We start from the raw sequence: 20,947 nt of genomic DNA on the forward strand, positions 1-20,947 counted from the left end.
ATCCAGACCTCTTTTTTATTCCAGAGATAATACATCTACAGCTACCTTCAGTGTATGTTTGCCTGCACTAAAGATAATCCCCTTAAGTGGAGGAACATCACTGTAATCACGTCCCCAAGCAGTAGTAATATGGCGTTCTTGCGGAATCATATCATTGGTTGGATCAAAGTCACACCATCCTAAATCCGGAATATAAACAGAAATCCAGGCATGAGATGCATCTGATCCTTGTAGCTTGGGTTTATCAGGTGGCGGCAGTGTTTCCAGATATCCGCTCACATAACGAGCAGCAAACCCCATACTCCGAATACAGGCAATTGCCAGATGAGAAATATCCTGACATACACCTTTCTTTTCATGTAATACCGTTTTGATAGGTGTATTTATAGTTGTAGACTCAGGTACATATTTAATGGTAGTGAACAACTTGTGACACAACATTTTCACACTGTCAAACAACGACTGGTTATTCGGAAAACAATCTTTTGCAAAAGTCTTGATCTCTTCATCCCAAAATACATACGGACTTGGCAACATAAATTGCAACAACTGTATCTTCAAGGCTGTACTTGTCCAGCATTCTTCTCTCGCTCTGGCACATGTCATATCTTTAGCGAACAACGACAAATCATTTCCCAGCGGAAAACGGTCTATCTGACTGGTTGTCAAAACCGTCAGTTCTGTGTGTACCGAATGAATAGAAAAGTAGTGCACTGTATTGCCAAAGAAATCGGTACGTGCAACAATCTCTGTAGGCTTTGGAGTGATCTTTATAGTAAAATCAGCACATAACTGATTGGGTAACGTACGAGGTGTAAGGCAAGCCAGACTATGATAAATATTTACCGGCTCCTTATACTCATAATGGGTAATATGGGTAAGGTTATATTTCATGAGCTTTGCCGTTGTCAGATGACTGAATAAAGGAATGCTGCATAATGGTGTGACTGAAATAGAGGCTGGTTAACGTCACAGAAACGGAAGAAATCAACCTGCTCACTTCTGAAAGCAATTTATCCAGATCTTCCCGATAGAAAGATTCCGAATCGTATTTACTCAGTTGAGCGATATCAGACAGCTTTACCAAAGCAGAGGCTTCCAACACAGCCTTTTGTGCTTGGTTCAGTCTTGTATTCTGCCCTGCACGCGGTAGATTACCCAGACAAACAGACAATGCATTTAACTGGTATACCAGCGAATAAGGCAATGTTTCTTCCAGAAGGATCATGTCTAGTGTAGCCTCTACTGTCAATTGAGCCCGATACATCATCCGGTAATTGACCAACAGGTGATGATACAATAGTACAGCTTCCAATATCTCATGTTCGGTACTTTCTTCATACTTAAACACCAGTGTAGAACGCAGGATACTAATCCGTAACAGAATCCGTTCCATCTGTTTTCCTGCTTCCAGCAACAAATACTCATTGTTTCGGGGCATTGTCTCAGACAAAATCCCATAAAATGTAAACAACCGGGTTTGCAGCTTATCCAGCAATTGCTGAACCGTATTTGTATTAAGTGTAGCCGGATCTTTTATCTTTTTCAGAATATTTTCGATCAGATCTACAATGCGCCAGGTTTCAAGATTCCATTTGTCACGAACAGCAATGATAGACATCAGAAATGACTGGATATTATAGGCTATTGTTCCTGTCTTTTGTGCATTGGAGATCAGGTCCAGAATCTCCGGATAGGGATTTTTTAGTATATCTCCCTTCTCATCTTCTACAAAACCAGGATAAGTAAGTGTAAGATGAGTAAGCGCCCTTAATAACAATTCCATATGTTCACTCTTGGTCGATCCTCCAAAATTCCGGTGTCCGTTCAGTACATCCAATGTAATCCCAATAAAGGTAGTAGTAGATAATGTACGTTCGCAGTATCTGCCTACCCAAAATAGATTTTCGGCACTACGACTAGGCAAAGAGGTATGTTTTTGTATGCTGATTCCTGCTGACAATGTAATCTTTTCTTTTACCTCTTCTACTCTATCTGATACAATCCAGGTGTCTTTGGAAATACTTCCGTATTGGTTAGATACAACAAAGCGATCTTTTTCAGGAGAGCTACGCGTTAGTCCACCCTGCATAACCTGATAGCCATTTTCAGAAGCAATCAGATAGGCCCGGATAGCTGCATAACGTGGCTCAATGGTATCTCCTATCAGCGATGGCGTAGTCGAAAAACTTACTTCTTCTTGTGCAATGTATTCTGAAGGAGATTCACGAATAGCTTTTTTCAACTCCTGCAACTGCATGCGGGAAAGTAATCTGCCATACACTGAACGAAACTTCTGTCGACGATTGGCTTTCTTGATAATTAGCTTGTGCAGGTTTTCCAGCACATAGTTTAGTTCTGCTGTTTGCCCGCACCACCAGGTAGCAATAGGTGGCAATATCAGATCTTCACCCAGCAAATAACGGCAGGTAGTGGGTAAAAATGCATGCAGGGCATTATTTTCCAGTACACTGGAACCAGGAGGATTTACGACAGTTACATTTCCCATCCGAATGGCATGTAACAACCCGGGCACCCCGAGACGAGAATCTTCACGCAACTCCAGCGGATCACACCACTCATCGTCAATCCTTCTTATAATCACATCTACTCGTTCCAATCCATCTATGGATTTCAACCAGACATAGCCATCCCGAACCAGTAGATCATCACCCTGCACCAATGGATAGCCTAAATAGGAAGCCAGGTATGCCTGTTCAAAATAGGACTCATTATTGGGTCCAGGAGTCAGATATACAATATTCAGATTGTCCCGTAAACGGCCAGAAGCCTGAATAAGAGTATTCTGCATAGTTGTAAAGAATGGAGCCAGCCTACTCACATACATGCCTTCAGCCAATTCGGGCAACAGCTTACTTACCACGCTTCTATTCACTAAGGCATAACCCGAACCAGAAGGGGCTTGTGTTCGATTGTCCAGCACCCACATACGACCATCAGGGCCACGAGCCATATCTACAGCATGGACAAGCAACTGCTTTGATCCGGCAATCTTTGCATCATGGCAGGCCCGATAAAATCCTGTATTACCATAGACTAGCTCAGGAGGTAAAATTCCATCTTTCAGTAACCTGCCATCACCATATATATCCTTTAGCATCAAATCCAGTAAGGTAGCCCGTTGCTGCAATCCTCTGGAAATCTGTTGCCATTCTTTTTGTTCTATCAGAAACGGAATGCTATCCAACTGCCAGGGTCGGTTCATTCCATCCGGGGATTCGTATACGTTATAGGTAGCTCCAATTTCCCGCAATGTATTGACAATCTCCTGTTTCCGGTTTGTCATCTCCTGTATTCCTATTTTTTCAATAGAAGCAAAAAGCGTTGCCCAAACAGGCTTTACCTGCCCTTTGCTATCTACTATTTCATCATAGGAACTGATCTGTTTCTGGTAAGACTGCAACAAACGTATAGAATTCTCAGTAAGCATTGAATTGTGTTATGTCCAAATAATCTCTCGTACAATACGAATATCTTCTATCTTCTGCTGCAATGTTTTTTGCCAACAGGATGAGTATATCATCCTATATATTCTGACAAAGGTAAGTATTAGACCGGGTAATATGGCAGTATATACCCAAATCCTTCTCTAAGTATCACCTTGCCTTCCAGAACCTCCTTAAATCCAATGTATTAGGATATTCAGAATTTATCAATTCAACAGGAGTATCCAGCTTTACACTGCTTTTATTTTCAGCGACAAACCGTGATATGCTGGGTGTATATTTTACAGGTACAGGAATCTGATTGGTTTGTGAAGGAGTATGGCCAAAATCCCAGAAACGACTGATTCGTCTGGATTCCGCTTCATAACTATTCACAGGATAGGTATCAAAACTGCGTCCTCCCGGATGGGAAACAAAATAGGTACATCCGCCCAGAATACGGTTGTTCCAGGAATCTACAATATCAAACACCAGTGGGGAATCCACCCCTACGGTAGGATGTAAAGCAGATGGAGGATTCCAGGCTTTGTAGCGAACACCTGCTACATATTCCCCTTTCACTCCTGTATTACGTAAAGGAACACGACAACCATTACAAATAAGTATATGACGATCTTGTATAAAACCACTCACCTTTACCTGTAACCGTTCCAGAGAGGAATCTACAAAACGAGCAGTGCCTACATTGGAAAGTTCTTCACCTAAGACATGCCAAGGCTCAATACCCAATCGCAACTCGAGTTGTGTATTTCCAACTGTAATAGTACCATGATGTGGAAAACGAAACTCAAAAAACGGATCAAACCAGGCTATATCAAAATCGTAACCGGAAGCTTTCAGATCGTTTACCACATCCATCATATCCATATAAGCAAAATGTGGTAACAAGAAACGATCGTGTAACTCTGTTCCCCACCGGATTAGTTTTTTCTTGTAAGGTTCATTCCAGAACTTAGCCACTAACGCACGAATCAATAAGGTTTGCACCAGATTCATATGCTTATGTGGAGGCATATCAAAAGCCCGAAATTCCAGTAAGCCTAATCGTCCAGTAGAAGAATCCGGAGAGTATAATTTGTCAATACAAAACTCTGTACGATGTGTATTGCCAGTGATGTCTACAAGTAGGTTACGGAAGATACGGTCTACCATCCAGAAAGGCACATGCTCGTTTTCCGGTATTTGATCAAAGGCAAGCTCTACTTCATAGAGCCTTTCGTCTCGTCCTTCATCAATACGCGGAGCCTGACTGGTAGGTCCGATAAATGGTCCGGAAAACAGATAGCTTAGGGCTGGATGATGTTGCCAATATGTGATCAGACTACGCAACAAATCAGGTCGTCGTAAGATAGGGCTATCAGCAGGCTTTGCACCTCCGATAGTTACATGGTTGCCTCCCCCTGTTCCAGTATGGCGTCCATCAACCATAAACTTCTCTGTACCTAGGCGCGCAAAAAATGCTTCTTCATACAGTGCTGTTGTATTGTCAATTAATTCCTGCCAGTTATGAGACGGGTGAATATTTACTTCAATAACACCCGGATCAGGAGACACCACCAGTTTTTGCATCCGGTAATCGGTTGGTGGAGCATATCCCTCTATACGAACAGGCATCTGGAGTTTCTCTGCAGTTGCCTCAATAGAAGCAACCAAATCAATATAATGTTCCAGATAGCTAACCGGAGGCAGAAAAACATATAGAATGCCTTCCCGTTCCTCTACACAAAGAGCGGTACGAATTGTATCAACCTCAAAGAGTGGAGCTTTCTCATTGCCTTTATTTGCAGAAGAATTCTTCTTTTTTGTATCTTTTTCTTCTTCATTAGAAGTTGTTTTTGTAGCAACAGGTGTCTGATAAGGAGGTGCTAGTGTGCCATATCGTTCTGAAACTCTTGTCTGGTAATCCATCAAATCAGGCAGATCTTCAAACTGGCTACGGTCAAATGCTACTTCCCGTTTGTTTTTTGTTACATATGGTAGAGATTCCAGAGGTAGTCTCATACCAACAGGAGAATTTCCCGGAATCAGAAAACAGTGACTTCGGCGAAATTGCCATACACAGCTAGCCCAGGTATCATTCCAATAATTCCAGGCCAGAGGCAATGCAAACCCTTTAGGATTGTTCATTCCTCTTTCCAAAAGACCAGCCAGCGTACGTCTTTCTATAGAATCTTTTAAGTTTACATCCAGCGGGTCAAGATTTACGGGTATCTTTCCCTCCTCCAATGCCCAATAGACTGGATCTTCATAGGCAGGTACTATATTCTCAGGGGCAATTCCCAGATAGTATGCCAATTCGATCATAAAACGCTCAGAATCGTGAAAGGTAAACCGATTATCTGTTTCCTTCGCAATCAAGTCATCATTACGCCATAAAGACAATCCATCTTTTCGCCAGTATAACGCATATTGCCATCTGGGAAATGGTTCACCCGGATACCATTTGCCTTGTCCAAAATGCAAAAGTCCTCCAAACGCAAACCGGTTCTTTAAACGAAGAGATAAGTCATAGGCCAGCTTCCGTTTCAAAGGTCCATCAGCAGTAGAATTCCATTCCGGCGACTCCATGTCATCAATAGACACAAAGGTTGGCTCACCTCCCATTGTCATACGTACATCACCAGCCTGTAGATCAGCTTCTACTACATGGCCAACTTCTACAATCTTATTCCATTGTTCATCTGTATAAGGCTTTGTCACACGTGGATCTTCATGAATACGAAATACTTTGTTTTCGAACTCAAGAACAGATTCAGCAGCATCTCTTCCTCCCACTACAGGCGCAGAACTGGCATAATCCGGAGTACAACTCAACGGAATGTGCCCTTCGCCAGTCAGTAAGCCAGAAGTGGCATCCAAACCAATCCATCCTGCTCCAGGAATATAGGCCTCAGCCCAGGCATGTAAGTCTGTAATATCAGATCCAGGACCAGGAGGCCCTTCCAATGGCTTTACATCGGCTTTCAATTGTACAGAATACCCGGAAACAAAACGTGCTGCAATACCCAGATGTCGTAATATTTGTACCAGAAGCCAGGCAGAATCCCGACAGGAACCACTTAATCGGGTTAGCGACTCTTCACAAGTCTGCACTCCCGACTCCATACGAATATTATAATAGATGTCTTTATTCAGTTGCTGGTTAAGCTGCACCAGATAATCTATTGTACGTTTCTTTTCATGGATTTTATTCTTTTCAACCCACTCCAGCAGCTTGGGTCCGGATTCACGTACTTCCAGATAAGGCACAAGTTCTTTCTGTAGTTGTTCATCATAGACAAATGGATAGTATTCTGCCGAATCTTCTACAAAAAAATCAAATGGATTGATCACTTCCATCCGGGCAATCACCTCTACTTCAATACGCAGCTCATTGGTTTTTTCAGGAAAAACCACTCTGGCCAAATAATTGCCAAAAGGATCCTGTTGCCAGTTAATAAAATGATTTTCAGGATATATTTTAAAAGAATACCCTTCTATAGGTGTTCTGGAATGAGGTGCAGGACGTAAACGAAAAATGTGTGGACCAAGATTTATATATCGGTCATAAGAATACTTTGTCTTATGAGAAATAGCAACTTTTATAGCCATAGTATAAGTATTACACGATTCAGGGGGTTTGATCTGTGAAAAATAACGTTTTTTTTAAACAGAACGAATAATCCCACTATTTTTCGTTATTTTTTATTTTGCAGCTTTTGATATTTACAACATTCTATTCTGCAAACAAAACCACTGACACAATAAAAATGCAAAAACACACACTTACTCAGCTTTATATTATAAAAGCTGAGTAAGTGTGTGTTTTATATTTTGAGACTACTCTCCCTTATCTGTGTATTATATAGAAATGCAGGCAACCTAAAATGTACATACTGCTTTTTCTCCATCAGAAGATTGAAGTACTAAACTAATTATACCTCTTTCTTTTGAGATACTCATTTGTTTTATAGTTAGGTAATCACTTCCCAAAAATGATTTATTTTCAACTTTAAATTCATATTCATAAATCAGTTCCTCATGAGATTTAATTACTCCTTTTAGACTAATCAAATGAGACTGGAGTAAAGCAGAAGAGGTGTGTAATTCCCAATTTGAAATCTGGTTTGGACTCAAAATGGCAAATACCTGCTCCTTCCTTAATTTATTACCCAAAATACTTTCTGTTTCCCATGTCGTGTCCAGCCAGAATACTGTATCTTGATTTATCCGCAAATACCCACTGTTTCTTTTTCCAACCTCTTTGTAGTCAAAAGTAACTGGATGATATAACAGTCCATTAATTTTAACAGACGTTGGATCATATCTATAGACAATTTTTCTTTTATAAGTATCAACCCATCCCTTTAAGGGAGAACATGTACATGATTTGCTGATAGCAAAACCATTTTGTATGTTCTTACTGCTTGTAATACAGGAAACAACTAAAAAAAGACCATAGATCAGATTTTTTCTGATTGTGCACATTGCAACATCGATACTTTGATTACAAAGAAGCATCTATTTAAGTAAAGCCAGCCAATCTTTCATAATCTGGTAAGCTTCTTCTATATAAATATCCTGTGTAATATTTTCGATAAGCCCTTCATTGATTTCTTTGGTGTATGCATCTATCTGGAGTACCTCTTTGTCATATCCTGTATTTTCAACTGTAAACGAAGCTTTGGCATCTTCCATCGTTTTTTCAAATTCTTCCCAACCTATATAAGTCTCTAATACATATGTTCTATATGATGCCGGATGCAAAGGTATGGAGCGATTGATTTTAGCTATACGATTTCGCAGAACCCCATTCTGTTTCTGAATAGCCCGAAATACAGGCAATGCCATTGTTCTAGTTTTACTCTTTGCAGAAAGTTCCTCTATAGGCAATGCTTTCAATGGAGTATAGTAGATCTTTTTATTGACTGAATCAGAAGGCATTGCAAACGGCTTTGTATGTTCTTTGTACAAAATTGTTTCATACATATCTGGCAGATAAATATGTGGTTGTACACCTTTTAACTGGGCACTTTTGCCAGTAATCCGATATAACTTATTAACAGTCACCTTTGCATATCCCCAGTCAGCTTTAGCTTCTTTCAATGCCATTGGATTAGCATTTGCACTTAAGGGTAATACTATCTGCCCGGTTGCCTTCCCAAATGTAGAAGATCCTACAATCAATGCACGGTTATAATCCTGTAATGTTGCAGCTAATAACTCTGATGCAGAAGCACTTTGACCATTTATCATCAACACCAATGGTCCATCATAGATAGTTCCTCTGTTCTGATCTTTCATAATACTTGGTTTCAGATCGCTCCCCTGAATGATACCCAATGGCCCTTCATCTACAAAAATACCTGCCAGATTCAGCCCTTCCTGTAAAGAGCCTCCTCCATTGTAACGGATATCCAGTATCAAACCATCAATACCTACTTTCTTTAGTTTCAAAATTTCCTTAGCTACATCATTGGCACACCCTAAGCTGGTGGCATCTTCTGTCTCCGTATAAAAACCAGGTAAAGAGATATAGCCTATCTTTTTATCACCTTTTAATACATAACTTTTTACAATATTCTCATCCTCTCTGATTTTCTCTCGTACCAACGCTACTTTTTCTTCCTGTCCATTTGCTTTTTGTACAGTAATTTCTACCTTATCAGACGAAGAGGCATTGAGTAATTCTTCCACTTCATATACATCGGCTCCATTTAAATCAACCAGAGATTTTCCAGTCCATTGTAATGTTAATAGTACATCTCCCTTATGTAATGTGTTAGACTTCCAGGCAGGTCCACCAGGTACTAAGCGGGCAATACATACATCTCCCTTATCATTCTCTTCCAAATCGATGCCATATGATAACCCCTCCTTCGCTAAAGATGCTTCAAAATTCTTTTCAGTAGACAGAGAGAAATAGTTGGAATGGGGATCAAAACACTCTGCGATGGCGTTGAAAAAGGCAGATGCAATAAATTCATCAAACCCAGCAGGGCTCTCCAGGATCCGCTTAATCTTTCGTTGTTCAACAGTACGTACCTTCAACCTTGATGCAGGTTCCTTTGCATTGATAGCAGCTATTTTCCCTTCTATAATCTCATCTACATCATCTACCATCAAATCAATAGTCTGGTATTTTAACCATTTAGTCCACTTCTGAATAGCATCTTTATCATTAGCAGCAAAATTCAGACTATCCTTTCCCTTGGGTGCATCAGAGAATACAATAGTCTCTGTAGCTGAAAAAACAAAAGGCTTCTGTGTAATCTCTTCAATACGTTTTTCTGCCTGCAACAATCGGTTCTTATAAAGAGAAGATACCAATGGAAGAAATTTCCATTCCTTTCCAGCTAATTCATCATCTATCTGTGCACGATATACTTTCATCAACTGCCAGTCGGATGCCTGAAAATACAGTCGGTGAGGATCAATAGTTTCTATAAACTGATAAAGAATTTGTTCAGATAAGTTATCGTCAACAGGACGTAATGTATAATGTTTGGTTTCAAGAGTTTTACGTAACGACATCGCCTGCTGCTGCCAATTTCCAGCACTCACTTGCTGTGCTATGGATTCACCACCAATTAGAACAAACACAATCAGGCAAAGTATACGTAAATAATTACAAGGTAAAAATACACTCATAGATAACAATATATAGAATAGTAAATTTGTTTGTGGAGATATGTTATTAAGACAGCAAACAGGTTCTTATGTATATATTGAAAGACATAAGCTAACTGATTATCTGATCACTGCGGCAAATTACTAAATGTTTTGAAGATGAATGGAAAGGGTAAAGCAGAAAGTATTTTCAGGTAATATATAACTCAATTTTATCAGAAATAATGTGATAAACCCTGGTCAGAAAGAGAAGGCTGTGGCTATTCTGTAGATTTTCTGTGAAGAGAATTTAGCTCAACAGAGCAAAAAAATGAAAATAGTGGAAAAAATTACATATATTAATAAATAAAAAACTCCCTGCACAAAGAGAGTCAAGGAGTTAAATAACTGGTATGGTCTTATAACGATAAATGTGTTCAAAAAGTTTGCTATTTGAAAAATAATTGCATAATTTTTCAAAATACTAACACTTACAGAAGAACAGACCTATAAATTCCAAAAAACATGGCTATGCCGCTTCAAACTCGTTTTATTTATGAGCTTACAATCGTTCCGATTGGTACCTTAAATAGCGTCCGAAAAAAGGATCCTCATTATGCCTATTTTTCTAACCTCAGTAAAACAATCGACTGTTTATCGGGAGTGCTGGCTCTCAATGGATGGCCTGTAAAAATAAATTACTCTGCCGTATACCGAACCCTACAGGATCGGAGTAAGTATATCCGGGAGTTTGATATAGCAGGTAATCGTGTCTTTCGGGTCGTCATAACCAAAAAAGTACTTAACCCTGCACTTACTACGCTGGATATAGAAGAAATGCCCTATGCAAGATGATCATTCATAAAAACCGCCTTAGTGTAGTGCTCTTTTTTTGTTCATCCTGAGGATGTCATTCTATTAACTCATACCATTCTCAGGATGTTTTCCTATTGAAGGACAGCGTAAACCAGGTATTGCAGATCGTGATATTACTACATATTACCTTTAAACAATGCAGTCTACTATTATTCTATACTCATTTACTTTATTGTAAAATCTCTCCTTATCAAATCATAATGCACTCATTTACAAATACGTATCCAACAAAACAAATGTAACAAAACTTACTATTTACGATTGGCGACACGTACAATCATTCCTACTTTTGCCTGTACTTACGACCATATACTTTTCAGATAGGTACCATCCTCAACTTAATATCCTATTCTCAGATGAGTCGTATAGTAACCTCCCTCCGGGGTAATCTCATTAACATTACATTGATAGTTGTTGCATTTCTACTGGTAGTAGGTGCCAGTCTGATTTTCTTTAACCGTAGTGTCATCGACAGTAATCTTGCTTTACAAAAACAAACAGAGCAGGTCAAATATGAATTGCGTTATGCTCATGATGAAATCACCCGATATGTTGATGTTACAATACGAGGATATGCCATCATTCGTAATGAAAAATACCTGTATATAAGTCATGAGAAAATTGAGCAATTATGCAGAGCTAATTTTAAAAGGCTAGATAGCTTACTAGCGGTTCAGCACTATCAAGATCCGGAAGGACTGAAAGCGGTTGAACAGTATAAAGCGGTGATTTGGAACTTCATAGACTATCATGGATACATGGTTAATCTATTGAGAAAAGAAAAGATAGAGAAGTTTAAGGCTGAGTTTGACAAAGATAAAGGAGCAAGTATTGGCCCTGTATATCAAAAAGCAATCAAGTATGTACATACTTTTGAAGACGAACTACATCAAAAGGCACAATTTCGATACAACCTGGCGATGCAAAGCAATATTTATATACAGTTTTTAATCATTCTGATAGGATTACCAACAATTGCCCTTATTTTTTTACGCCTGCGTAAGGACGCAACACAACGGGCAGAACTGGTTAATGAATTTGAAACAAATAATCAAAAGTATCTTTTTCATTCTGGAGCATCCACTCACGTAAAAAACGCACAGGAAGTTATCTCTAACTCTATAGTCAACCTACGCACAGCAGCTAATTTCGTTACTCATATTTCTGAAGGAGATTATGAGGTCGAGTGGCCAGGAATGACCACACAAAATGCATCTTTAAATCAGGCAAATCTGGCAGGGAAGCTCTTACAAATGCGAGAGCAGATGAAAAAGGTTAAGCAGGAAGAAGATAACCGAAACTGGGTGAATGAAGGGTTAGCACAATTCTCAGCCCTGGTAAGGAATCACCAGAATACATTGTCTGTTTTAGCTGAAGAGTGCATCCGTTTTCTGGCTAAATATCTAAAAGCTCAACAAGGAAGCATTTTTGTAGTAACAGAACAATATGGTGAAAAATATCTGGACATGACAGCCTGTTTTGCCTTTGATAAAAAGAAATTCATTGAAAAGAGAATCAATGCAGAAACAGGTTTACTAGGTCAGGCTTATCTGGAAGGTGCAACGATTCTACTTCGGGAAATTCCTCAGGGATATGTAGATATCACTTCAGGGCTAGGAGAAGCAACCCCTAATTTTCTGATCATTGTTCCGATGAGATACAATGATACAACAGAAGCAATACTGGAGCTTGCTACTTTTGGGAGCTTTGAACCCCATCAGGTTTCTTTCCTGGAAAAATGTGGTGAATTTCTGGCAGCTGCTTTACTTAATGTAAAAACAACAGATAAGATGAAAGCTATACTGGAGAATACTCAGGAACAAACAGAAGCTTTACGCGCCCAGGAAGAAGAAATGCGCCAAAATATGGAAGAGATGCAGACTACTCAGGAAGAAATGTATCGCAAAACTAAAAATCTTGAAGAAGCGAATCTTGAACTAGAAGAAAAAACACTCATCTTAACTCAGCTAAAAATGGAAAATGAGATCTTAAAGAAAAAGCTGGGGCTTGTAAAAAAATAATACATCCCTCATTATCAACTATAAAACAGATCAATAGGAAAAGCATAAAAGAATAAACTAAAAAAGTTTACCAGTGTATTAAACCTTTGCATAGTTTTTGTAATCTAAACAATAAACTATAACACAACACGACTATGAAACGCATTCTTTTTGGTTTAGTATTTTTATTAGGAGTTGTTTTAACCCAGGAAGCTTTTTCACAAACATATGTAAGTGTTCGTATCGGAACACCTCCTCCACGCCGGGTAGTGTATGCACGTCCAGTACCTCCTCCTCCGGTTGTGTATGCGCCTGCACCTGTATATGTAGCACCCAGACCAGCTGTCATTGTCAGACCTCGTCCGGTAGTGGTAGTACCTGCTCGTCCGGTGTATGTATATCCAAGACACAGACACGGATACCACAGATGGTAAGGTAAGAACAAATTACGATTACAAGGAACATTTCAAATATCTCTAAAAGAACTCAATTCTTTTAGAGATATTTTTTTGCGCATAGTTCATGGCAAACTATTTTTTGATAAGGATACCATAATCTGCTCACTAAATGAAGAGCTTGCCTATAACTCCAATCACTTTTCATCTTGATTAGAGTTCCGATCATTTTTATGTTTGCGCATAACTCACCGCAAAAACAAAATCTGATCGGAATTCACCGCAAACAGCAACCTACCGTGAATCATGCGCAGAAAATATATTGCGGTTAGACAAAAGAGGCAGCTCGCTATGAATAAAACACGAGATTGTCTTGGGTAGTACGTAGGCGCCTATTCAATATTAGCATTATTAGCATTATTAGGAGGATTATGCTGTTCGTAGGTCACTGCCCCATCCCCATCCTTAACTAAAAGAGACTGACAAGTTAGATTAACTCTAGTGATTCTATATTGAGTTAAGATGAACAGATTGTCATTGTGGATAGCCTATAAAACAAAACGGACAATCCTGAGATTGCCCGCCATCTATAGAAATCAAAGTGGATTGTTCTATCTGCTTCTTAACTTGGATAATAAGCGCAGGATCTCCAGATACAACCATACCAACGTCAGCAATAATCCAAAAGCACTATACCATTCCATATATTTAGGAACTCCTTGGTGGGCTCCCTGCTCAATAAAATCAAAGTCCAAAGCCAGATTCAATGCAGCTACTACCACTACTATCAGACTAAAAACAATTCCTATAGTAGACGTTTCATGAATCAATGGCATTTCAATATCAAAGAATCGTAACACAAAGGCTAACAGATAAAAGACAGCAATTCCGGCAGTAGCAGCTACTACAATCATTCTGAATTTTTGAGTAACCTCAATGATACGTGTTGCATACAAAAACAGCATTACGGCAAATACAGCGATAGTCAATACAATAGCTGTCGAAACTAAGCCAGAGAACGCATGTTCATATAGCAGAGAAATGGCACCTAAAGCTAGTCCTTCCAATACAGCATATGCTGGAGCCAGGAACGGAGCCCATTCTTTCTTAAAGGTCAATACAATCCCTACCAGTAATCCCCCAAATACGCCACCAATCATCATAGGAAAACCCAAAGCAGTATTTGATAACATGGCAAACCATGAAAGACCAGCAGCAGCTACAAGAATAATCAACAATGTAGCTGATTTATTAATAGCACCCTGCATAGTCATTACATCAGAGTCATATGCAGTACCAGCCATCTGCTCAAAGGTAGAGGATTTCAGAGCTGGGTTTGATGATTTAAATAAAGACATAGGTTAACAAAAATAGTAAAAGATAAACCTGGTAACACTTACAAAATAAAGTACTTATTAATGTTGGATTATTTTAAAAGGTAACCAGACAAATATAAGCAAATAACAGACCAATCTTTGGAATAGTACCAATCTTTTATCTGAACAGAATGTACCGGAGTTATCTTTATATCCTATAATTTAGAATCCTGAAAGACAATACTTTTTGAAAGTACATAGTATCTGATAAAAATTTCTTCTCCAGAACAATAATACTGACAATTTTACATTAACCTAAAATATTACTTTTGGAAATCTATAAAATCATTGCTAAAATTTACAATCATTCCTTCAAAAGAATATATTCGTAGGAAGTCTGTTTATTTCCAGCATCTACTAATTAAGTTAATACATGAATTACGCTGACATTATAAAAAACCTTCGTGAAGCTTTAACCTATTCTCCCAATAATGTTGTCCTGCGAAAACAACTTGCAGATATGTTATATGGTCAAATGCTCTACGAAGAAGCCGAACAGGAATACAAAGCTACTCTTAACTATGATCCGCATAATGAATCTGTAAAACTTGGTTTAGCTCAGACATTTTATGCATTAAAAAAATACGATGCAGCATTGGTTGTAACCGAAGAATTGTTGTCTCTCGGAAACAACGAAGCCGCACTACTTATGTTATATGCCAGGCTTTTGTTTGAAAAACAATCCTATAAAGAAGCCTACGATCATTATAAAGTAGCGATAAGCAGCAATGGACACCTGCAGGATAAAGAATTTGAAGAGAAGTTGAATAAAGCCATTTCTACCAGTGGACAGGCTGTCTCAGTGAGTGTGCCTTCGGAAGAAACGGAAAAAGATTTTATTGAAAGAGATATGGAGCGTCCTACTGTTACGTTCAAAGAAGTAGGCGGGATGGATAAAGTTAAAGAAGAGATTTCGCTGAAGGTGATTTACCCTATGCAGAATCCACAGATTTATCAGGCTTATGGTAAAAAGATTGGGGGAGGTATTCTGATGTACGGCCCTCCTGGCTGTGGAAAAACATTACTGGCTAGAGCTACAGCTGGGGAGATCAAAGCAGGATTCATTTCTGTTGGCATCAATGATGTACTGGATATGTGGGTAGGAAACAGTGAAAAAAACCTGCACCAGATATTCCAGCAGGCACGTCGCAAGGCTCCTTGTGTATTGTTTTTTGACGAAGTAGACGCACTAGGTGCCAGTCGCTCAGATATGCGTCGCAGTGAAGGCAGATTTCTTATCAATCAGTTTCTGAATGAACTGGATGGTGTAGAATACTCCAATGAAGGGGTACTCGTCCTTGCAGCAACCAACTCGCCCTGGTACCTGGATGCAGCCTTCCGTCGTCCCGGCCGTTTTGACAGACTGATATTTGTACAGCCTCCGGATAAAGCAGCACGTCTGGGAATCCTGCAGATACTGCTTCGCGAAGTACCTACAGAAAATCTAGATCTGGAGCCCATTGCCAAAGCTACAGAAGATTTTTCAGGAGCTGATTTGAAAGCAGTGGTAGATCTTGCAGTGGAAGCAAAGATCACTGAGTCCTTTAAAACAGGCCGTCCTATGCCATTAACAACACAAGATTTAAAGGCTGCAACCAGCCGCCATGTACCAACAACCCGGGAATGGTTCAGTGCAGCTAAAAACTATGCGTTATATGCCAACGAGAGTGGCTTGTATGATGATATTTTAAAGTACCTGAAAATAAAGAAATAAAGCATTTGTTTGATTTTATTCTGAGTTACCCACTTTTCTGTTATTTTTAGATCTATAGCCCTCTTCAGCAATTCATCTGTATATGGCTGAAGAGGATTTAACTACTACACATTCATTTCATTTGCTGTTTATGTTTATATAACATCTAATACATTACAAACAGCGATCCATCAATACCAAACGAATGTCTAACTCTTCTGACATTATTCTAAAACGGGCAGAGGTTCTGATTGATCAGGAACGTTATGAACTGGCAGCCAAAGAACTCTATAAGATTTTAACAACAGAACCAGATCATGTAGATGCCATAGCCAATCTGGTTCGCAGTCTTACCGGATCTTCTCAATACAGTGAAGCAAAACAATGGATTGAAAAGCTACTCTATCTGGCACCCGACAGAGCCTACTTTTACTATCTGGCTGCCTTTGTTGAGGTACGAATCAAGGATTTTGATCTGGCAGAAAAACATATTCGAACAGCCATTCAATTAGAGCCAGACTGGGCTATGCATTTTGAGGTCCTGTCCCGAATCTATCAGCATCGTGGAAAATATGAAGAAGGATTAATCTATGCCAATGAAGGCTTGCGACTTGATCCTGACCACATAGATTGTCTGGATGCCCGATTATTTTCACTTTCTATGCTTGGTCATAAGGAAGAAGCATGGGCTACTATTAATCAAGCACTTAAACTTGAGCCAGAGAATCCTTATCTCAGAAGAGACATAGGTGTTGCTCTTATGCATCTTGGTGACTATGAAGCAGCTGAATATCATTTACAGGAAACCTTGCGTATTGAGCCATCTTATGAGGATGTACAAAAGCATCTGGGAAAAACCATTAAACAAAAACAATGGCCATATAGAATCAGTCGTACAGCAAATGTTGTATTTAATCGGTTATTATCTCTCCCATCCCGATTGCCACATACAGAATATGGATATGCGCTACTTTCACTTCTCTTTATTGCTGTATTATTTGTATTTCTTTTTTTCAAACAGCAAACTATGGTATGGGCTCTACTCATACTCCCTCTAGGATGTTTGTTGTTTTTTATTTCCCTCTACCTGTTCCAGTTCCTATTCAACACTTTATGGAAACCGGTAATTTATATTTCCGACTTATGGCTCTATACACATAAGAAACATAAACACCTCTACCAGACAGAAAAACAAAAAGTAGTTCAAACCGGACAGTTAATTGGTATAGGAGTAATTCTCCTTGTCTTGTGCATTATATTTGGGAAAAATGTTCCTTTGCTGGCATGGATTGTTCTCACTATAGTAGTTCTGTACTGGTATGGTAAACATAGTCAGAAAAATACAAGCAGCTAAATTGGCTTATACTTATTTATACAACGATATCGATGATTGCAAATCCTCATTTACAGCGTGCAGAAGTATTAATTGAACAAAGCAGGTATGATATGGCAGAAAAGGAGTTACGAAATCTGCTGGGTCAGGAACCTCAAAATACAGTAGCAATGCGCATGCTGGCAAACTGTTTATTACAAACGAACCGACAAGCTGAGGCAGTACAGATTACACAGACTCTCCTTACAATAGAACCCGATGAACCTTATAATCTCTATATTCATGCCATTGTATTATCAGAACTAGAAAAGTATAAGGAGGCAGAAAGTTTTATCCGACAGGCAATTGAAATGTATCCTCATGAAGCAGACTTCTTTCATGTACTATCCATTATATTTCTGAACCAAAAACGCTGGCAGGACGCGTTGCAGTATGCAGATGAGGGTTTGAACATAGATCCTAATCATTTGGGTTGCCTTAATATTCGTACAACGGCACTGACCAAACTGAATCGCAAGCAGGAAGCGCTAGCTACAATTGAAGATGTACTGGAGCAAGATCCGGATAATGCATGGTCACATGCCAATGTAGGTTGGGCAAAGCTGGAACAAGGAAATCCGCAGGCAGCCAAGATTCATTTTGCAGAAGCACTTCGGCTAAACCCTACTATGGAAATAGCGCGATCAGGTATGCTGGAAGCCTTAAAAGCTCAAAATTTCCTGTATCGAATTTTCCTGCAATTCTTTTTCTGGCTTAATAAGCATCAGGGAAAAACACAGTGGGGAATCATTATTGGTATCTACATTCTCAACAGAATCCTGAATAAGGCATCTGATCAATATCCGTTTTTACGTCCTGTTGCAGTCTTAGTGACTTTTCTTATTTATCTGACATGGATTATCAATCCACTATTTAATCTCTTTTTGCGGTTGGATAAATATGGCAAACATATTCTGACAGACAACGAAAAAGAAGGAGCTAACTGGGTAGGTACTTCACTAGGAGTTGCTATATTATCCCTTGTAGGATGGTTTATATCTGATGAACTGCTTTTACTTGCCCTAACCATCTTTGGAGCGACGATGGTACTTCCATTGTCCCGTTTCTTTGACGCTATTACGCCACGTGAAATACGTATATATAAACTCTATACAATAGGTCTGGCAGTTATAGGCTTTATTACACTGGTAGGTATAGTTCTTAACCAATCATGGATTGAAACTACAGGTACCATCTATTTGATTGGTATCTTCCTTTTTGGCTGGATTGCCAATAGCATGATAATTAAATAAAAAACCTGTTGCTGAGTTTTTAAAACTCGGTAACAGGTTTTCCTCTTCAAACTTTTAAGCTGTAAATTTGTCTATAGTCTCAGATAACTGGCTATAAATCTGTCCACAGGAAACGAAGAAACTTTTCTCAAGCACTTCTGTGTGCAATGTCTGAGTAGCTTCATCCCAGGAATATTGTATAGAGATACCAAAAGGACCATTGATAACGCCACTGGTACCTTCGATACTAAAACCTTTTCTAGCTAATTCACCTTTTAGGGTTTCAAAAACAGATGGAGTTATTCCTGAAAATGATACGGGATCGCAAGCTGCCATAAGTGTATTAAAATAAATTGGTAAAAAGATATGCTGTTACGCATTGAAAAATATATGCCAGAAAGATACATGTTTTGTAACTTTCTAAAAACAGACTACTATTTTATTTGTTTTTAGAACATACTAATTCCAAATTCAGATAGTGCTTAGTTTAGGTAGCAGATTGATCCGTTTTCGCTCCTTTCTTTGTACCACTGTACATATCAAAACGCATAAACCGACACTCAAGAGGTCCATTAAATACCACAATTTTACGGGATGGTTTTAGCCCTACATGCTTTAAAGCATCCATATTGGAACTAATGATCCACGCTGTAGAGCCACTGTATTTTTTCTTAAAAGTATCTCCCATACTTTTGTATAAACCATTGATATCTTCATCCTGATCCATCCTTTCACCATAGGGAGGATTGACAATAAGAATTCCAGGTTTAAAGGTAGGTTCAAAGTCTTCAAATGGTTCATTATAAATAGTAATTACATCATCTAGCTGCGCTCGTTTTATATTTTCTTTTGCCTTCCGTGCTACATTTCGTGAAATTTCAATACCAATTAGCTCTATGTTATTTGTATTTACTTTCTTCATAGAAGATTCATAAATCTTATCCCATAAATTAGCATCATAATCTTTCCAGCGTTGAAACCCAAATTCATCTTGATAATAGCCAGGAGGAATATTACAAGCTAGTAGAGCTGCCTCAATAAGAATAGTGCCTGATCCACACATAGGATTAATAAGAGGAGCTTCTTTATCCCATCCACTTAAAAGAACTAATCCGGCAGCAAGGACCTCATTAATGGGAGCCAGATTTGTTTTATCCCGATATCCTCTCTTGTGTAGTGAATCTCCTGAACTGTCTAAGGAAACAGTACAGATATTGTTTTTAATATGCAAGTTTATCCGCAACGTAGGTTTATCCAATTCTACGGAAGGCCGAGCCCCAAACTCATCTCTAAATTGATCTACAATAGCATCTTTAGCCTTTTGAGCAATAAACTGAGAATGACTAAAAAGATCAGTACTTAACACACAATCAATAGCTAAAGTATCAGTCACATCTAGATAGTCGGGCCAGTAAATCTTTTGGATTTCTTTATAAAGATGTTGTTCATTCCGAACAGTGAACTCCTTAATAGGCTTGAGAATGCGTAAGGCTGTACGAAGGTTCAGATTAGCCTTATACATAAACCCTTTATCACCACTAAAGCTAACGGCTCTATTGTGAACTTCTATTTCTTGAGCTCCTAATTGAAGTAGCTCTTTGGCTAAAATGTCTTCCAGGCCAACGATGGTTTTGGCCAGCATCCGAAAATTTGATATTTGCTCTCTTGCCATTAGTGGCTTTTTAAATTGATAAAGTCACAAAGATAGAGAGCTTCAATGTAAAAGTAGCGATTGAGAAATAAAAGTTGTGGAACGGAATAGAAAGAATGGTTACAAACAAAAAAGCCACTCGTAACGAGTGGCTTAGAAGTAATAAAGAGTAATAGTAAAGTGGCGGCGACCTACTTTCCCACCGGTGAAGGCAGTATCATGGGCGTGAAAGGGCTTAACTTCTCTGTTCGGAATGGGAAGAGGTGATCACCTTCACTATAACCACCAACAATGCTT

Annotated in this window: 14 protein-coding genes and 1 rRNA gene; 6 read left to right on the forward strand and 9 right to left on the reverse strand. The window is 39.0% G+C overall.

Features of this window, described 5'->3' with window-relative positions:
- Positions 1–15: 15 nt before the first annotated feature.
- From QNI22_RS29810 to QNI22_RS29830, 5 genes are all read right to left on the reverse strand, one after another.
- Positions 16–894 (reverse strand): transglutaminase family protein, encoded by an 879-nt coding sequence (locus QNI22_RS29810; protein ID WP_314516625.1) that lies wholly within the window; start codon positions 892–894, stop codon positions 16–18.
- Positions 884–3,451, reverse strand: a complete 2,568-nt coding sequence (locus QNI22_RS29815) for a circularly permuted type 2 ATP-grasp protein (RefSeq protein WP_314516626.1) — start codon at positions 3,449–3,451, stop codon at positions 884–886. The genes QNI22_RS29810 and QNI22_RS29815 overlap by 11 nt, the downstream gene beginning before the upstream one ends.
- Before the next feature lie 166 nt (positions 3,452–3,617).
- Entirely contained in the window at positions 3,618–7,058 is a 3,441-nt protein-coding gene (locus QNI22_RS29820; RefSeq protein ID WP_314516628.1) for a transglutaminase family protein, read from the reverse strand.
- Positions 7,059–7,328: 270 nt separating this feature from the next.
- The gene (locus QNI22_RS29825) at positions 7,329–7,967 is read right to left on the reverse strand and encodes a hypothetical protein (protein WP_314516629.1); all 639 of its coding nucleotides are present in this window, start codon (positions 7,965–7,967) and stop codon (positions 7,329–7,331) included.
- The gene (locus tag QNI22_RS29830; RefSeq protein ID WP_314516630.1) at positions 7,968–10,097 is read right to left on the reverse strand and encodes a carboxy terminal-processing peptidase; all 2,130 of its coding nucleotides are present in this window, start codon (positions 10,095–10,097) and stop codon (positions 7,968–7,970) included. It abuts the gene before it with no gap.
- Positions 10,098–10,580: 483 nt separating this feature from the next.
- On the opposite strand from QNI22_RS29830, the gene QNI22_RS29835 reads away from it, so the two are divergent.
- The 3 genes from QNI22_RS29835 to QNI22_RS29845 all read left to right on the forward strand — a co-directional run bounded on the left by QNI22_RS29835 (position 10,581) and on the right by QNI22_RS29845 (position 13,365).
- Positions 10,581–10,910, forward strand: coding sequence for a hypothetical protein (locus tag QNI22_RS29835; RefSeq protein WP_314516631.1), 330 nt, complete (start codon positions 10,581–10,583; stop codon positions 10,908–10,910).
- A 377-nt stretch (positions 10,911–11,287) separates the two neighbouring features.
- On the forward strand, positions 11,288–12,952 hold the full coding sequence (locus tag QNI22_RS29840) for a GAF domain-containing protein (RefSeq protein ID WP_314516632.1): 1,665 nt from the start codon (positions 11,288–11,290) through the stop codon (positions 12,950–12,952).
- Between the two features lie 134 nt (positions 12,953–13,086).
- Positions 13,087–13,365: a hypothetical protein gene (locus QNI22_RS29845; protein WP_313987465.1), complete on the forward strand. Its 279-nt coding sequence runs from the start codon at positions 13,087–13,089 to the stop codon at positions 13,363–13,365.
- A gap of 572 nt (positions 13,366–13,937) precedes the next feature.
- Here QNI22_RS29845 and QNI22_RS29850 read toward each other — a convergent pair.
- Positions 13,938–14,684 carry a Bax inhibitor-1/YccA family protein gene (locus QNI22_RS29850; RefSeq protein ID WP_314516633.1) on the reverse strand — a complete coding sequence of 249 codons (747 nt, stop codon included), beginning with the start codon at positions 14,682–14,684 and terminating at the stop codon, positions 13,938–13,940.
- Positions 14,685–15,075: 391 nt separating this feature from the next.
- Here QNI22_RS29850 and QNI22_RS29855 point away from each other — a divergent pair, with 391 nt between their 5' ends.
- From QNI22_RS29855 to QNI22_RS29865, 3 genes are all read left to right on the forward strand, one after another.
- Complete coding sequence (locus QNI22_RS29855; protein ID WP_314516635.1) at positions 15,076–16,416, forward strand: AAA family ATPase; 1,341 nt, start codon at positions 15,076–15,078, stop codon at positions 16,414–16,416.
- A gap of 184 nt (positions 16,417–16,600) precedes the next feature.
- Positions 16,601–17,749 carry a tetratricopeptide repeat protein gene (locus tag QNI22_RS29860; protein ID WP_314516637.1) on the forward strand — a complete coding sequence of 383 codons (1,149 nt, stop codon included), beginning with the start codon at positions 16,601–16,603 and terminating at the stop codon, positions 17,747–17,749.
- 32 nt (positions 17,750–17,781) lie between these two features.
- Positions 17,782–19,020: a tetratricopeptide repeat protein gene (locus QNI22_RS29865; protein ID WP_314516639.1), complete on the forward strand. Its 1,239-nt coding sequence runs from the start codon at positions 17,782–17,784 to the stop codon at positions 19,018–19,020.
- A 54-nt stretch (positions 19,021–19,074) separates the two neighbouring features.
- Here the strand turns inward: QNI22_RS29865 and QNI22_RS29870 are convergent, their stop codons facing one another.
- The 3 genes from QNI22_RS29870 to rrf form a co-directional block, all read right to left on the reverse strand.
- The gene (locus tag QNI22_RS29870) at positions 19,075–19,335 is read right to left on the reverse strand and encodes a hypothetical protein (protein ID WP_313987478.1); all 261 of its coding nucleotides are present in this window, start codon (positions 19,333–19,335) and stop codon (positions 19,075–19,077) included.
- Positions 19,336–19,486: 151 nt separating this feature from the next.
- Positions 19,487–20,671, reverse strand: a complete 1,185-nt coding sequence (locus tag QNI22_RS29875; protein ID WP_314516640.1) for a THUMP domain-containing class I SAM-dependent RNA methyltransferase — start codon at positions 20,669–20,671, stop codon at positions 19,487–19,489.
- Between the two features lie 157 nt (positions 20,672–20,828).
- Positions 20,829–20,940: ribosomal RNA gene (rrf, locus tag QNI22_RS29880) — 5S ribosomal RNA — on the reverse strand.
- Positions 20,941–20,947 lie beyond the last annotated feature (7 nt).

Source organism: Xanthocytophaga agilis (assembly GCF_030068605.1).
In the GTDB taxonomy this organism is placed as follows: domain Bacteria; phylum Bacteroidota; class Bacteroidia; order Cytophagales; family 172606-1; genus Xanthocytophaga; species Xanthocytophaga agilis.

Excerpts from the sequence above, each read along its gene's own strand:
- QNI22_RS29860 (WP_314516637.1), top strand. The coding sequence starts at position 16,601 with ATGTCTAACTCTTCTGACATTATTCTAAAACGGGCAGAGGTTCTGATT.
- QNI22_RS29865 (WP_314516639.1), top strand. The coding sequence starts at position 17,782 with ATGATTGCAAATCCTCATTTACAGCGTGCAGAAGTATTAATTGAACAA.
- QNI22_RS29830 (WP_314516630.1), bottom strand. The coding sequence starts at position 10,097 with ATGAGTGTATTTTTACCTTGTAATTATTTACGTATACTTTGCCTGATT.
- QNI22_RS29835 (WP_314516631.1), top strand. The coding sequence starts at position 10,581 with ATGGCTATGCCGCTTCAAACTCGTTTTATTTATGAGCTTACAATCGTT.
- QNI22_RS29820 (WP_314516628.1), bottom strand. The coding sequence starts at position 7,058 with ATGGCTATAAAAGTTGCTATTTCTCATAAGACAAAGTATTCTTATGAC.
- QNI22_RS29870 (WP_313987478.1), bottom strand. The coding sequence starts at position 19,335 with ATGGCAGCTTGCGATCCCGTATCATTTTCAGGAATAACTCCATCTGTT.
- QNI22_RS29855 (WP_314516635.1), top strand. The coding sequence starts at position 15,076 with ATGAATTACGCTGACATTATAAAAAACCTTCGTGAAGCTTTAACCTAT.
- QNI22_RS29875 (WP_314516640.1), bottom strand. The coding sequence starts at position 20,671 with ATGGCAAGAGAGCAAATATCAAATTTTCGGATGCTGGCCAAAACCATC.
- QNI22_RS29840 (WP_314516632.1), top strand. The coding sequence starts at position 11,288 with ATGAGTCGTATAGTAACCTCCCTCCGGGGTAATCTCATTAACATTACA.
- QNI22_RS29815 (WP_314516626.1), bottom strand. The coding sequence starts at position 3,451 with ATGCTTACTGAGAATTCTATACGTTTGTTGCAGTCTTACCAGAAACAG.
- QNI22_RS29850 (WP_314516633.1), bottom strand. The coding sequence starts at position 14,684 with ATGTCTTTATTTAAATCATCAAACCCAGCTCTGAAATCCTCTACCTTT.
- QNI22_RS29845 (WP_313987465.1), top strand. The coding sequence starts at position 13,087 with ATGAAACGCATTCTTTTTGGTTTAGTATTTTTATTAGGAGTTGTTTTA.
- QNI22_RS29825 (WP_314516629.1), bottom strand. The coding sequence starts at position 7,967 with ATGCTTCTTTGTAATCAAAGTATCGATGTTGCAATGTGCACAATCAGA.
- QNI22_RS29810 (WP_314516625.1), bottom strand. The coding sequence starts at position 894 with ATGAAATATAACCTTACCCATATTACCCATTATGAGTATAAGGAGCCG.